This is a genomic window from Limnobacter sp. UBA7229, assembly GCF_002473065.1.
Lineage (GTDB): Bacteria > Pseudomonadota > Gammaproteobacteria > Burkholderiales > Burkholderiaceae_B > Limnobacter > Limnobacter profundi.
In genome coordinates, this window is the sequence record NZ_DKTN01000016.1 from 1 (window position 1) to 15,566 (window position 15,566).

The 15,566-nt window shown below is 51.1% G+C and carries 11 protein-coding genes; 2 read left to right on the forward strand and 9 right to left on the reverse strand.

Features of this window, described 5'->3' with window-relative positions:
* From B4C79_RS09025 to B4C79_RS09065, 9 genes are all read right to left on the reverse strand, one after another.
* Positions 1 to 3,846 (reverse strand): beta strand repeat-containing protein (locus B4C79_RS09025; RefSeq protein ID WP_291752226.1); only part of this gene is annotated, 3,846 nt, incomplete at its 3' end.
* A gap of 10 nt (positions 3,847 to 3,856) precedes the next feature.
* Positions 3,857 to 5,557: a ShlB/FhaC/HecB family hemolysin secretion/activation protein gene (locus tag B4C79_RS09030; RefSeq protein ID WP_171097255.1), complete on the reverse strand. Its 1,701-nt coding sequence runs from the start codon at positions 5,555 to 5,557 to the stop codon at positions 3,857 to 3,859.
* An 80-nt stretch (positions 5,558 to 5,637) separates the two neighbouring features.
* Entirely contained in the window at positions 5,638 to 6,423 is a 786-nt protein-coding gene (locus B4C79_RS09035; RefSeq protein ID WP_291742005.1) for a PP2C family protein-serine/threonine phosphatase, read from the reverse strand.
* A complete protein-coding gene (locus B4C79_RS09040; protein WP_291742002.1) occupies positions 6,414 to 7,427 on the reverse strand; it encodes a type VI secretion system-associated FHA domain protein in 1,014 nt (337 codons plus the stop codon). The genes B4C79_RS09035 and B4C79_RS09040 overlap by 10 nt, the downstream gene beginning before the upstream one ends.
* Positions 7,428 to 7,438: 11 nt before the next feature.
* Positions 7,439 to 8,239 carry a hypothetical protein gene (locus B4C79_RS09045; RefSeq protein ID WP_171097250.1) on the reverse strand — a complete coding sequence of 267 codons (801 nt, stop codon included), beginning with the start codon at positions 8,237 to 8,239 and terminating at the stop codon, positions 7,439 to 7,441.
* Positions 8,232 to 9,593 carry a hypothetical protein gene (locus B4C79_RS09050; RefSeq protein WP_291741998.1) on the reverse strand — a complete coding sequence of 454 codons (1,362 nt, stop codon included), beginning with the start codon at positions 9,591 to 9,593 and terminating at the stop codon, positions 8,232 to 8,234. Before B4C79_RS09050 ends, B4C79_RS09045 begins: the two co-directional genes overlap by 8 nt.
* Positions 9,590 to 10,048 (reverse strand): hypothetical protein, encoded by a 459-nt coding sequence (locus tag B4C79_RS09055; protein ID WP_171097245.1) that lies wholly within the window; start codon positions 10,046 to 10,048, stop codon positions 9,590 to 9,592. Before B4C79_RS09055 ends, B4C79_RS09050 begins: the two co-directional genes overlap by 4 nt.
* Positions 10,049 to 10,062: 14 nt before the next feature.
* Entirely contained in the window at positions 10,063 to 12,120 is a 2,058-nt protein-coding gene (locus B4C79_RS09060; RefSeq protein WP_291741994.1) for a type VI secretion system Vgr family protein, read from the reverse strand.
* Positions 12,117 to 12,656 (reverse strand): OmpA family protein, encoded by a 540-nt coding sequence (locus B4C79_RS09065; RefSeq protein ID WP_171097241.1) that lies wholly within the window; start codon positions 12,654 to 12,656, stop codon positions 12,117 to 12,119. Before B4C79_RS09065 ends, B4C79_RS09060 begins: the two co-directional genes overlap by 4 nt.
* Positions 12,657 to 12,815: 159 nt before the next feature.
* On the opposite strand from B4C79_RS09065, the gene tssK reads away from it, so the two are divergent.
* Both tssK and tssL read left to right on the forward strand, forming a co-directional pair.
* Positions 12,816 to 14,180: a type VI secretion system baseplate subunit TssK gene (gene tssK, locus B4C79_RS09070; RefSeq protein ID WP_291741987.1), complete on the forward strand. Its 1,365-nt coding sequence runs from the start codon at positions 12,816 to 12,818 to the stop codon at positions 14,178 to 14,180.
* Positions 14,177 to 15,541: a type VI secretion system protein TssL, long form gene (gene tssL / locus B4C79_RS09075; RefSeq protein ID WP_291741985.1), complete on the forward strand. Its 1,365-nt coding sequence runs from the start codon at positions 14,177 to 14,179 to the stop codon at positions 15,539 to 15,541. The genes tssK and tssL overlap by 4 nt, the downstream gene beginning before the upstream one ends.
* Positions 15,542 to 15,566: the final 25 nt, after the last annotated feature.

The window sequence follows — 15,566 nt, forward strand, 5'->3', positions numbered from 1 at the left end:
TCCGGCGGTCAACGTACCAACAACTGATGTGGTCAGGGTTTGCGCGGTGCCTTGAATCAACAGGTTGTTTGTGTCGGCGATGCTGGCTTGGCCCGCCACATTCAGAGTGACAGTGCCGTTGAAATCGTTGCCCTCATCCAATAACGTTGCACCTTGTGCAACCAGGACTGTTGGACCCGTCACTGATACAGCGGCAGATTGACCAATTTGCTGTGCGGCCGCATTCAAGCTACCCAGCATTGAATTGCTCAAGTCCAGTTCATTTTGTGCGGTCACGGTTAATGCTGCTGCATTGCCGCCTACCGAGAGGTCTCCACTGGCATTCACTGTTGCCTGCTGTGTGGCATTAACAGTAACGCCACCGCCAAAACTGTTCGCCGCGTTGGTCAAGCTGATTGTAGGTGCAGCCAGGTTGCTGTTGCCATTTACATTCAATGCGCCCGACTGATTAATTGCTGTGCCTGCCTGCACGTTCAAGCTGCCTGCTGAACCTTGCAACTCAATTACTTGCTGGTCGCGCAGGTTCACACTGCCAGCAGAATTCAGCACCACGGGGCCTGCGAAGTTGTTGGCAGCGTTCATGAAGGAAATGGTGTTTGCATTCAATGTGGCTTGGTTTTCAACAGTCAGATCGCCAAGCTGATTTACTTCTGTTGCATTGACGGACAAACGACCTGCCTGGCCTTGAACAGTCAGTGTGTTTCGATCAGCCAATTCAACATTGACTTGGTTGCTTAAAGTAACCGGGCCAACAAAATCGTTGTTGGCGTTGTTCAACCGTACCAAGGTATTGCTGCTGTTGTTGCGGTGCTCAATGCGCGCATCACCTCCAACCATCAAGGCCGCCGCACCCGAGGAAGCCTGTGTCACAACATCTGAAGTCAAGGTCAAATTTTCATTCACTGTCAGCGCGTTACTGATTTCAACAGTGTTTGCATTCAACACAAGTTCCTGTGCATTGCCTGCCACGTTCAGTGTGTTTTCGTCGCGCAAACTGACACGTGCATTGCCAAGCAAGTTAACCTGCCCCTGAAAATCATTCGCAGGGTTATTCAGGCTGACTGCGGCGGCATTCAATGCAGCGGTGGCCCCCACAACAAGTGAGTCACTTTGTGCGATGGATAGCGCTGTCAGGTCAAGCGAACCAGCCTGCCCCTCGATCGTCAAGGTATTGCTGTCACGCAAACGCACAGAGCCTTGGGTATTCAAAACCACATCGCCATTGAAATCGTTCATTGCATTGTTCAACGCAACGGCACCCGAGTTGTTGATCCGGGTTTCACCTTGCACCTGCAGGGCACGATCAACATCCATGCTTTGCGTGATGCTGTCTGCGCTCATTGCAAGGCTATTGCTTGCGGTCAAACCGTTGAACACCAAGGAATCGGCTTCAACACTACCGCTGACAACATTGCCTGCCACAGTCAATGTACCGTTGGCTTTTATTGCTGCGCTTTCACTGGAAGTAAGTGTGACCGTAGAGCCGAATTGATTGTTGCCTGACTCAGTCAAATCAATATGTTGTGCACTCAGTGCGCTGGTGCCTGTCACATTCAAAAAATCAGTTTGATCAATTCGTGTTGCTGTTGCACTCAGGCTGTTTACATTCAAGCCGTTTACAACAATCTGCCCATTGGAGCCGGTGGTCAAAGCGACATCATCGGCAGAACCCTGAACAGTCAGAGTATCGTTGCCATTCAAATTTACTGCGCCTGCATTGTGCAGCACCACAGTTGAACCGAAACGGTTTGCCGCGTTGTTTAGCTGAACAGAATTGCTGTTGTTAATGCGCGTTTGCCCAAGCACATTCAGCGCATCGACTTCAGTGGTGCCTTGACGAATCGAATCTACGTTGAAAACTGCGCTTGCAGCCCGCCCTGAGACCGCAATACCCTCGGCGCTGCCCAATTGAACCTGACCATCCAGATTGAGAACGACCTGGCCGCGAAATGTATTGCCAAACTGAATTAATTCAACGTTTTCGCCATTGAAAGTTGCCGTGTTGTTAACTGTCAACGGCCCTGCCTGCGCCGACTGCGTGGTATTGCGGGCGGTTGCAGTCAGGTTGTTGACCTGCCCTGACAAAGACAACTCACCCTCATCAGCAAGCTCGGCGGTGCCCACATTGCCAAGCTCGACATTGCCGCCGAAATCATTGGATATGTCCGCCAACTGAACCGCGCTTGCATTCAAGCTTGTACCTTGCTGCACAGTCAGTGTTCCGTTCTGTGCAATGCTGGCCGCAGTAACATTCAAACTTTCAACTGTCAGTTCGTTTAACTGCACTTGATTGACTGCTGATAAAGTGGCTGCACCCGCAGACCCCGACACAGCCAGATCATTCATGTCCATTAAAATGGCTGCACCAGTCACCGCAAGTTCGACATTGCCTGCGAAATCATTGTCGGACTCAAGCAGATTGACCTGATTGGCATTCAGGGTGGATAAACCAGCAACGGACAGCGCAGCGCTCTGTGTAATTTCGGCTGCTGTCAAATTCAGTTGCGCGGCAGAACCTGAAATGTTCAACTCACCATTGGTGTGTAAAGTAGTACCCGCAGTGCTGTTAATCAATACCTCGCCATCAAACTGGTTTGCCTGATTCCCCAGGTTGATTTCATTCGCATTCAATACGGTGCTTCCATTCACCTGCACTGGGCCAGTCTGCTCGATCCTGCCACTGGCATTGACTGTGAGGCCATCAGAAGCAAGGCTTCTGATTGCAAGGTTCTGAGCACTGAGTGTGGCTTCACCGCCTGAATCGACCGAAACTTGCAGATTGTTGGAATCATGAACTGCAACTGACCCTGTCGCTGTCAAATCGACCGAGCCAGTGAAGTCATTGCCAGCGTTGTTTAAACTCAAACCACCTCTTGAATTGATATTCAGGCCACCGTCAGACAGCAAAGCCGCACTTTGGCCGTTGCGCATCTGGCCAACTTCACCCGCAATAACATCTACAGTACCCTGTGGGTTACCCACGTTGAGGCTACCTGTTAATTGAATCAAATCACCTTCAATTGAAATTCGTGAAGCCTGGTTTACACCGGCCGTGTTGATGACACTGGGATCGCCGTTGTTCGATGCACTGGCCAACAAAATAATCCGTCCGCCCTCGGCCAGCACCTGGCCAAGCTGTTGAATCAAGGCGTTGTTGTGACCTTCAACTGCCTGAACAATTAGGTCGCTGCCCGAGGTATTTACGGTGACCTCCTTGGCTGCAATTAGATTCACCGACACGCCAGAGCCAGCCTGGTGTTGTGGTTGCAATCCTGCTGTCAGATTTCCCGAGTTTGTAATGGAAGGCGCCAGGAATACGATGTCTTTGGCAGTGATGCTGCCAGCATTGAGAATACCTCCGGCATTTGCACCTGTTTCAAACTCAATTGTTTGACCAGGCATTTGGCCATTGCCGTTACCATTGCCCTTGAGATTCAATGTAGACGCTACAAGACTACCCACATTCACCTGAGAACCCGCACCAAACACAATACCACTTGGGTTGATCAGGAAAATTCGACCATTGGCCACCAGGCTGCCGAAAATTTCAGATGAATTACCCCCGACAACCCGATTCAAAATGACAGAATCGGCACCGGGCTGAACAAATCGAACGGTTTCGCCGCTGCCGATGGAAAACTCCTGCCACCTGATCACATCACGTTGATTGACTGTCTGAGTGATCACAGTGGTGCCGGGCAATGACACGTTCAGATCAAGGTTATTGCCCAAGACACCATCAAGAATCGGCGCAGTCTGCACATTGGCACTGAACACCAGCAACACGGCAGCTGCCAGTGGCTTGAGTGGGAAAGACGAATTCAGCTTGCAAGTTGCGGAAGTCATAAAAATTCTCTTAGAAATAGTAGATGTAAGATGCAAAGATTCTTGGGCTTTGGCGTTTCGGATCAGACTGCCGAACACCCGCCAGTTCCCAGGCCAAACTCAAGTTGAATGTGAAAATGTCTTGCCTGTCCCAAGCCAAACCCAGGCCGTAACCAGCCAGTTCGGCATGGTTGTTGAATCCTGCGGGCTGATTGCTGGTGTCTTCGCGAAAACGAACACGGCCTTGATCAAAAAACACATTGAAGGACAATTCACGCGCCGCACTGCCAAACCAGTTGGCAGAGGGCAAATAGCGCGCTTCCAGCGTGAACAAATCGCAGCTGTCGCCAGAAGTTTCACCTTGTGCAAATGCGCGCACAGCCGTAGCACCACCCAGCGAACACTGTTCACTGCTGTCAAGATTGTCGAGTGCATATTGACCACGCAAGAAGCTCCACAGCATCAACTTGCCGGGCACAACAGATTGCAACCTACCAAACGAGTAGTTCACACGCATGGTGTTAAGTTCATCGTCCAGACCAAACGGCACACCACCCGGATAATTCGTTTTGCTTTCCTCTACGTTGAAGTTGAAGAAGTTAAGACCGCCGCCCACCAGGCTATCGCGGGAGTCGCCACTGAGACCCAGGCGAAATGAATCCACTTCCTTCACGGTTTCCAAACCAGACAGGCTCTGCCTGTCAGTGAACTCCTTTTTGTCATACCCAGTCAGTGCAAACACATTCAGGTTGCGTGAACGCACCAGGGGATACAGCGCGAATACACCCAGCGATTCTGCATCGCCATTCAAGCCCAAGGGAAAATCGTTTTCCTCAAGTGAATAATTCACGGTAGACACGTTCACACCCAACTTCAATCCATCCGCACCAACCGGCAGGGTGTAACCCAGCAGCGTGAAGTCCAAACCACCTGTTTCAGATTGAAGATGACTGACCGAAAACGAGTCACCCAAGCCAAACGGACTTTCCCAGGAAAAGGTGGCAATGCCACGGTACGTGCCTGCGTACCGCGAGCCGTTTGCATCCAGGCCCGCACTGCCGGTCAGTGCCTTGTCGTTGCTGGGTGTTGCAACCAGAATCGCTTTGCCTGCTTGTGTGCCAGGCTTGATGGCAAATGACATTCGAATGCCACGCAAGTCATTGAGCAGGAACACCACCCGCTCTACCTCTTCCACACGAATGACCGTACCGGGCTTTAAACGCTTCAAGTGCGATTCAACAATATCCCGATTCACGCGCAGTTCTTCTGCAGGCCAAGCCACTTCGACTGACTCCAGCACACCGGGCAACACGGCAATGGTCACCACACCGTTTTTAATGTCTTGCGCGGGCAAATAGGCATACGCCAGGTAATAGCCCAATTCACGCTGCAAGAATGCAGTCACCACCTGTGCTGCACTGCTGAGGTCTTCAAACGAACGCTTTTCGCCCACATACGGCATCAGCAATTTCTGAATATCGTTCAGATGCTTGGCTTCGACACCTTCAATTCGATAAGCGCTGACATTCAGAGACACATCGTTCAACGGCTTGCCCAACTCAGGGGCCGCCTTTCTTTCAGCCTGATTGTCGATGACAGGCTCTGCTTCTTTTTCCGCAGCAGGCGCAGCAGACTCGGGATTGATAAAGGGGGCAGGCGTAGACACCTGGGCCTGTACCGGCCAGGCAAGTGTGTACAGCAACAGGGCAATTGTGTATCGGTTGGTCAACATGGAATAGGTACTTGGAATGAGAGCGAACCGGAGTGAAACATCAAAACCGGAAATCAGGAAATTGGGTCATTGGTATGGTGTCAACCGAATTGAGCACCCCCCTCACCCACAAAGACCAAAATGCTACTGAGGTTGTCTGCCCGCCCCAAGGCGCGATTAAATGCCAGTTGATGAATATGGGCATTGCAATCCTCTGCGCACCACAGGCTGGTACCCAGCAATGCGAGCTCGTCGTCATTGAGGTGTTCCCACAAACCATCGCTGCACATCAAGAACCAGTCCCCAGCCAACAAGCAGCAAGGCTCGGTCACATCCATGTGAAGATGTTCATTTTGCTCACCCAATGCGGTATACAGCGCGTTTCGACTGGCTTGACCATCGGATTGTTGATGATCAATCATCCACTGCAACACACTGTGGTCCCTGGTTTTTGAGCGCAGCACAGCTTGCCGAAAGTGATACACACGCGAATCGCCGACATGCAACCAAACTGCCTGTGCAGATCGTTGATTGATCACCAAAAGACAAACGGTGGTGTGCATGTCTGAGCAATCAGGGTGTGTGGTCTGTTGATGCAAAATATTTTGATTCACCTGTTGCATCAGTTCCAGCAAGCGTGATCTTTCCAGCGTGGGTGATTGTTCAAATGCACTCAAAGACATTTCAACAGCCAAGGCAGCAGCAAGCTGCCCGCCACGATGACCACCAGCACCGTCTGCCAGCGCGCACACCAGCCAGTCTCCAAATAATTTATGCCCAACAGCGTCCTGATTTTCCGGGCGGTTACCAATGTCGGTACGCTGTGTAACCTGTACTTGCAACAATCGCCCTTCGTGTGCGCCACCCAGTTGAATGGTCAACTCCATGTGCCCGCCAGATGCCGGTAGCGATCGCAATAAAGGTCCCACATACGTGCTTTTCTGGCGAGTTCGAGGCTCAAACTCAATCCACCTTGCCGATTAATTTCTTGTTCGATCACAGCTGGATCCAGACCACCCTGAACCTGCTCAATCAATACTTGAATTCGCGCAACACTCAGTTGCATGTGCGCCTGAATATCCTGAAACGCCTGCTCAAAGGCCTGCTCTGCATCCAGATAAGCCAGTGAATTATCACCAAGCAGTTTGCCCATGGCTTGCGCCGGTGATGCAGAAAATTTCAGTGGATTATTGCCCTTCGCGGAAATACTGGTCAGCTTGCTGCCCGTTTCTTCCTGGAAAATTCGGCGCGCTGAAAGCAATTGCATGCAACCTTGAACGCAGATACCCAACAAGTGGTGCAACTTCTCTACATCCTGAATTGTGGAGGGTGTTGTCGGTTGTTCAGCCACCACACCTCGAACTGCTGAATCAGCTTGTTGGGAACCCACATACATACGCTGGGCCAACGGCGAAATGTTCTCTTCGATATCGCTTTCGACAGGCGGCAAGGCCATATCGAAAGCTGCCAACAGATCGTCGATATCGACGTTAGAAGCTGGTTGTGGCAACCAGGATTCCAGTGGATCAATTTCGGGCCTCGGCATCAGGTCCTCGAATCCGTTCCAATTCGCGGCAACCTTCGCAAGAATGATTGAGTAATCACCAATTCGCAGCACATCGCCGGGACTCAAGGGGACGGATTGATTCTGGGGCATGGGTTTGCCGTTAACCAAGGTACTGTTGGTGCCAAGGTCTGTCCAGTGGCATTGGGAATTCTCAACAAGTACCTGTGCGTGCAAACGCGACACCACCCGTTGGGGATCTTTCAACACCCAGGTGCAATCGGGCGAGCGGCCAATCGATCCCCCCTGCAAGGGCACAGGCCACTGTTCGATTGCCTTGTCCGCCTGACCATCGCGGGTAATCTGGAATTCAAAGTTGGAATACATTCAACCCACCCTTAACGCAATACAAAAACTTCACCACCCAACACACCCACATGCATGGGCAGTTGAAGGGTGGCTCCGCTCAGCTTGCATTTCCATTGCAGCAGCGGCGCGTGATTGATATCCAGCAATGCGTGAACTGGAGATTGGCGAACGCATTGAAACTGCCAGCATTGGGGATCCAGCGCGGATTCAAGCAACTCGGATTGTGTGCAAAGATGTGCCAGATGTGCTGCGAAATCGCTGACTACATTTTGTGGGTCGAGGCCATAAGCCGCAGCCAATTCGCGATTGCGAACGGTAAAAAACGGCAGCAAGGCAGATGCCTTGCCTGACTTGAATTGGGCAAACATATTCAGCAGAAAATCTTCAATCAGTGCCGAATCATTTGCACCGTGTGTGGAAGGCAATACATCGAGATAGCGCCAACGGGGAAAGGAAACAGGCAAGTCAACTGTCGAATCCAGCAAACGGTTTTTTCTCAAACGCTGCCCACGTTGAAAAGCAGTTTTCAATTCAAATAACACCCGTGGCTGCACCAGCACATCAGGCCCACGGTCTTTTTGAAGTTCAACCCACACAGTTGTGCTGCAGTTTTGCGTGAGCAGGGCATGATCAGGATTCAATGATGCGCCTCGCATTGAAGCACCTGGCAACAGAATCACCTGAATTCTGTTTTCGCCCGACTGAACATACTCATGGATGGGCAACACCAGTTCTCGCCCATTTTGTAACTTGCCAAGCACCATGCCGTTCAGAGTCAGCAAAGCATTCTGACCCTGTACACTGGCGCGCAACAACAGGGTTTTATCCATGCTGAAGGCCCCGTTGCATGATTCGTGCAGGCGCTGCCAAGTGCCAGCAGCCCAAGGCCCAGCCCTTGACTGGATCGACACTTTGCCAGTCGCAGACCAATTCGGAATGATCAACAGTCAGTACCACCTCCAGTGCCCTATCTTCAGGATTAACCACCGCTGACACACTGAAAACAAGTTGACCCGCCAAAGGGCTGGCAGCGCGAATGAGCGGTTTACCCACACCAACAACGCTGCACACCTGAACATGCAAAGGCACCCTGTATTGCGCCAACCACAATGGCTCGCCCAGCGGCAACAATCCTGGCAATTGTTTCTCGCTGTGTTGCCAGTGAACGTGGATATCGCGTTCGGTTTGTATGCTCAAATTCACCGGCACATGGTTGTGAATCAGTTGGGCCTGCCATTTGAAATCATCTGCGGCTGCACGAAGCTGCATGTCCGCTGTGGTAACAAATTCAATCAAGCCTTCATGAATCGTCCATTGGGCACGAAAGTTCAAATCCGTGCTGAGCCAGGAATTGGACTGTTGCACCACCGGCTCAATCAGTACGTCTGAATCAGACCATCTTGATTGCAAGCCCTGTTTTTCTTCGGGTGAGCAGGACCAACTGAGCTGTTTAAAATCCAGCTGTGTAAGCCGCGTGTCAATCAGCTCCATACGCTGAAGTGAAAAGAATCCAGACGTGTTTTGCCGACCAATTTCACAGCGCTCAAATACGGGGTCTACATGAATGACCAAATCATTTGCTGGCAATGAATTTTTACACACCTGTGCAATCAGATAATCGGGAGTGAATTGTCCGAAGACCTGATGTACAAAACCAGAGTCTGTTCTGAACCAGTTCACCAGCTCACCAGCAATGGTGCTAACGCCAATAGCCAAAGAACCTGTTAGATTGCACGGAATTTTCGTTGGCTGACTGCCTATTTGAACGGCGGCCAGCAGATCGATCAAATTGATCTGCAATTGCCCGCTTGGCCACGGCTGATCAAATCGCCCAAGACCGGCCAATGATTCATACAGACAATGAAAGGCGCTTGGGGACACTCCGGCGCTCAAAGCCTGTTGCATGCTACGCAAAACATTGGTTTGAGGGTCGGCTTCACTCGATATACCCTGAATGCTCACCTGACCTGCAAACAAGCTGAGCAAGACACAGGCTTGCGAATACGCCTGGGTTACATCATGAGCTTCCAGCAAATCAATTGCGGCTGAAAGTGACTCGGTGAAATCTGGTTTTAAGCTGTAGCTTTGGTCAAGATCGAGCGAGCTCAACAGCACATGCATGCGCCGCAAGTGATCAGCGCGTGCCTGCTCATTGAAACTGGCTTGAAGATCAATCGTGATCAACGGCGCACCTGTGTAACATGAACAAGCCCAGACCTCAGTTGAAACACCTCCACACCGGATTCATCGGCAAAACCAAACGACTCCACTGGACCAAACAGTTTGACCAACTCTTGTCCTGCCAGGGTGTTCAAGGCAAGCTTCAGGTAACGCGGATCAAACCAGGGCCAAATTCGATTACAGCCAGAGGAATCTTGAAGATGACGAACCTGTCGCAGGTGATTCTTAAGCAAACTGGACTGCACATTTCTGCTGGAAATTACGTAGCCTCGATCCACGGGCTTCCAGGGCCAGGACGCAGTAGAGCCCAAGGCAGAGTCTGCAAGTTTCAGCACACTGACTTGGCAATCCACTGGAATAACTCCGCCCACAGCCCGCCCCGACAAGGGAGGAAACTGCACTAGCGTCGATCCGCCAGACACAATTTCAGAAGGGGCCACACCGTAAACGGTCAACATCTGGGCAAAATTCCTCAGGGAATTGGATCGATGGGTGGCTCTACCAAATCGGGCGCCAGTGCGGCTTCGGGCGGACTTGGGGAAGCTGCTGAGGCGTCACCACCCATGGCACTTCCGTTGACTGAAACTGCTGGGCCACTGAATTTGATGCCTGATGCGGAAATAACAATCGAAGAGCCACCCACGTTCAGCGACAAGCTAGAGCCCGCGGTCAGCTTCAGGCTTGAGCCCGCTTTCAAGTTGCCTTGGGCCGAGGTACTCAGGTTCAAATTGCCTGCTGCATCCAGGTCAGTGCTGCCCTGGGATTTCAATGAGCACTGGCCAGTGGTACTAATTGCAATTTGCCCGTTGTTGGTCAAACCGAGTAAACCTTGAACTTTGGCCAACACATCATCGTTCACCGTCAAATGCAAGGCTTTGTCGATCTGCTGACTGAGTTGACCAAGCACTGTGCGCGACACATCGGCCTTGATTTCTTCAATCAGGTTGCCGTGAATCAAGCTGTGGGAATGCCCGCGAATTTCTGTATTGCTGTTGTTCTTGATCAGACTTAAATAATCTTTCTCGGCCTGAAACCACACATACTCGCTGCCAATTTTGTCTTCGAAACGAAGTTCGTTGAAATTGGAGGGTGAGCCTTTTTCGCTGGATTGAGAACGCCAGCCAGACACTGTTTTGTGTTCAGGCAATGGATAGGGAACTGTTTGCTCAGCATTGTAGGCAACCCCGGTAACCAAGGGCCGGTCGGGATCACCATCTTCGAATGACACCACCACTTCCTGGCCAATACGCGGAATAGCCACAAAACCCCAGCCCTTGCCAGCAACAGGAGAAGCTACACGCACCCAGCAAGAACTGTCCTGATTGTGTTTGCCGTAGCGATCCCAGTAAAACTGAATCTTGATTCGACCAAATTCATCGGTGTGTATTTCTCGCCCCTCCGGGCCAACAACCAAGGCGGGCAAGGGTCCTTTGACTTGGGGTTTTCTGGATTTCCGTTCGGGTCTGAAAGGCTGGCTGGACTCAATGGCTTCAAACTGACAATCAAAATCAGATTGCGCACCGCCACTGGCTTCTGGCTCTGACTCGTGAACGGTGATCAGGGTACCAATCACGAGCAAAGTTTTGGACAACGCGGGGTTGTCCTTGCAAACCGTGTTCAACAAATGGCCTGTTGCAACTCCCCTTGCCGAAGTGCTTGCATTGAACGTTTGCTGGCGCGCCTGAGATTCTTCGTGACGCAGTTTGCTGTAGTGAGTACCCTCACCTTCATTTTCAAACTCACCAGGATACTCGAACACCTCGTAGGCCGAGTTGTAACTTTCTGCCTTGCCCTGTGAGTTCACGAGCAAGGAGTTCGATGGTGTTTTGAAGTTGTAATCCGTGTGTGCATGCCTTGGCGGTTCAATGGACTTCTTCAATGACATGCTGGTGATCGTTTCTTCCGGGGTCAGCCTGCCACTCTGCGAAGCTGGATCGTAGGCCAGATTGGCATAACCGGGAAAAACTTGATGTGTACTGCTGGAGTCTACGAGTACCAGCGTATGCTGGCCCTCACCATGTTCAAAGTAAAAATAAACGCCTTCCTGTTCAAGTATACGGCGAATAAAATTCAGGTCACTTTCACCGTACTGAACCACATATTCCCAAACACGCTTGGCGCCCATTGTGCGATCAGAAAACCGCACTGAGGAATGTCCGTGGCGACCAATTACTTCTGAAACAATGCTCGGTACGGTCTTGTTCTGGTAAACGCGAAACTCCTGGTTCTTACCCAGCAACCACGTCCATGATTTCAATTCCAGGCGATAGGCGCAGCGCCCTGCGCTGGACATGGAAACCTGCTCCATTTCCACAATTACACCGTCAAAATAACGCTTGGTTTTCTCACGGGTTTCATAGGCCAGACAACAATTCTTTCCCAAAAAATCGTCTGCATTCAACAGCGCAGAATCGGATTCCAGAAACACAGAACCTGTACTGTTCTCGGAAAGTGATTCCTGCAAGCGCGCAGATCTGAAATGAACTTCGTCCAGAGGAGCTGAACCGCTCAGGCTGATCAATCTGTTCATTGGCGGCTAATTTCAACTCGGCGATTGGCGGGAGCAAAAGGATTATTCACGTCAGCCAGCTTGTCAGCACCCTTGCCCTCCACACGCAACAAGCTTGGCGATACACCCTTCTGGGTCAGGTAAGTTTTAACAGCTTTGGCGCGCTCTGAAGAAAGCACCTGGTTCAAGGAAGCGTCACCGCTGGCATCGGCATGCCCCGTAACCACAATTGGCGGGGAATCGGATGGACGATTACTCAGCACCTGTGCGAAAACATCCAACTGCTTTTTCAGTTCAGCGGGAAGCTCGGCAGATCCCAACTGGAAATGCGCATTCGGAATTGAAAAACGCACTGCGGGCTTGAACCCCATGCATTTGAAACCGTTTTTACGAAGCTCTTCACATGCCTCTTCGGGGAACAGACCCTCTTTAACCTGCTCGACAGCTGGAACTGTGTCGGCCAAATCAACCACCAACGATTCTGCATGGGACGGTGCGTGCAAGCCGATGAGCACGGGCGCCAACAAAGCGAACTTCAGAATATGTTTTTCAAACATAGCTACTCCGGAATAGGTAGGGCATCGGTAAAAAAATCACCTTAAAAAATCTCGTGATAGGATTTTTCGCGACTTGGGCCACGAGTCTATTCCTTTTGAAAAAATTCGCCCAACGAGTGATACATCACAGCCAACAGAGAGTGAAACTCATCCCCCTAAATGACTAAAAATAGCCGTGTAATCTGGAGTGAAGGTCTCTTTCTCCAACCCCAACATTTTCAGCAGCAAGAACGCTATTTCGACCATGAAATTCATATTCGAACAGCGCACTTTCATGGGCATTGCCACGGCTTTCATCAGCTACAGCTGGACCCTGATCTGTTGCTGGCCGGCAAGGTGGGTATTCTCAAGGCATCAGGGTATTTTCCGGACGGAACACACTTCTCGATTCCTGACAAGGACCCGGCACCTCCCTGTCTTGATTTCGCCAATGCTGTGAAAAGCGGAAAGGTCTACCTTTCGCTGGCCAAACCCCACTGGGCGGGGAGGCATTTGGACTGGACACCGGAAGAGGCACCAACAAACAACCGTTCGCCGCTAAAGTACCTGGCCGAAACCACTGAAATTTCCAGTGTTTACGACCCTGAGCTTGAACCCTCTGCGGTTGACCTGGCGCGCTTGAATCTTTTTTTAAGTGCAGAACACCTTCATCAGGAAGGGCATGTTCAACTGGCGATCTGTGAATTTCGTGAATCAAGAAATTCAGAAATCCAGCTTGTTGATGCTTTCATTGAACCTTGCTTGTGCAGCCTTCAAAACGCCAACATTCGCCGAATACTGGAAGCTGTACTGGCGTTGCTGGAAAGTAAAATCAACCAGCTTCGGCAACGACGTGTGCGCAAGGGAAGCCACAACAGTTCGGAAATAGGGGACTTCTTGTTATTGCAAGCTTGCGTACAACACCGATTGATTGTTGCACACCTGCTTCGCAGCAAACAGGTACATCCTGAGGCTGCCTACCTGCGACTTCTGGCTTGTTTGGGTGCTGTCACATTGTATGGTGACGACACCGCAGCCGACTTCTTGCCCAACTACGACCATGACAATTTGCGTTTGGCTTTTGACGCAGTTTTTACAGCCCTTCGCAATGCACTTGCAGGCCTTCACGACCAGCACGCCGTACAAATTCCTTTGATACAAAAGCAGGCGGGTGTTCATCTGGGTCAAATTACCGACAGAACCCTGCTGGTCAACGCTCACTTTTACCTGACTGTGCATGCTGCGGCACCCGAGGAGTTGGTACAAAGACAATTTCCAAGCACTGTCAAAATTGGTCCGGTTGAGAAATTGCGCGACCTCGTCAATCTGAACCTTCCGGGTGTTCGACTAAAGCATGTTCAGCAGGCGCACGCCGCTTTGCCCTATTACGCAGACCATTTGTATTTTCAGCTGGAAACGCGCACAGATCCTTTGTGGAAAATGCTGGATCAAACAGGGCACATTGCGATTCATTACGCCGGCGACTTGCCTGAACTACGCCTGGAGTTGTGGGCTGTTCGCCGTGAACAGGAGCGTTTGCTATGAATCCCAATGATCCGTTTTTCGCACTGGGTGGTGAACGCACCATCATCAAGCCGCGCTTGGGTAAACCTGCATCGCCAGCCATTCAGTCACTCGACAATATTTTGGGGCCATCGACCACCTCAGGTTCCGGCATGGGGATGCCCGACACGCAAGCGCAAACCAGTTTTGATCAAATGCTGCATCAACTTCAGGCAAACCCGACAGCAAGCCAGAACAAACTGCTGGCCCATGCCAGCCCGTTGCTGCGCTTGATCTGTACCATGGGAGCGCTCAGCGATATTCCATCGCACAAGGCTTTGTCGGCCACCCTGTCAAAAGGATTGACTGAACTTGATCAGAAACTGGAACAAATTGGGCGTGTACAGGCTGAGCGTTTGTCCATTCGTTATGCGCTGTGTACCTTCATGGATGAACGTGCCGCCAGTACCCCATGGGGTGGCTCGGGCCAATGGGCCAATCACAGTTTGCTGTTGCAGTTTTTCAGTGAAACCTGGGGCGGGGAAAAGATTTTCGCGCTGATTCAGAAGTTGATGCAAAACCCATCCGACAACCGGGATTTGCTGGAAGTGATGGCTGTGATTCTCAGCTTTGGATTCAAAGGCAAATACAAGGTTGAACAGGGTGGCGACCTTGCTTTAAGTCAATTGAAAACCCGTCTGTTTCAATTGGTTCAACCCAATTCAACCGACACGCCAACCAGTCTTCACCCCGACTTCTGGCAATCGAAGGCACCCGGCAACAACAGGCGAATGCGCCAAATTCCCTTGTGGTTACCAATCAGCGCCCTGAGTACTTTGGGCGCCTTGTTTTTCCTCGGATTGTATTTCAACTTGAATACCCAATCGGATCATGCGTTTGCAGAAATTGTATCCATTCAATTTCCATCACCCCAATTCGCGCAGATTCAGAGTGAGCCCGTTCCAGTAACTCAGGGGCTTGAATTACCCATTCAACTTCGGGAAGAAATTGTTGCAGGATTGCTCACCCTGAAACAAATCGGCAATAAATCAACTGTGATTCTGACTGGCGACGGTTTTTTCAATTCCGGCAGTGCTGAATTGAATGACAGTGCAATACCGCTGGTGGAGAAAGTGGCCAGGGAACTTGCGCTACACCCGGGGCAGATCACGGTGACAGGCTACACCGACAACCAACCTATTCGATCCATTCGCTTTCCATCGAACTGGCAGCTGTCCGCGGAACGCGCGGAACATGTGGGCCAACGCATCGCCACATTTCTTCCGAACACTGCAATTGCCACTGAAGGCGCGGGGGCTGCCAACCCGATCGCACCCAATGACAGCGCGCAAGGCCGGGCAAGAAATCGTCGTGTCGAGATCATGCTGATTCACAACCAATGAAGGCTGAGCTGAATCTCGAACTCCA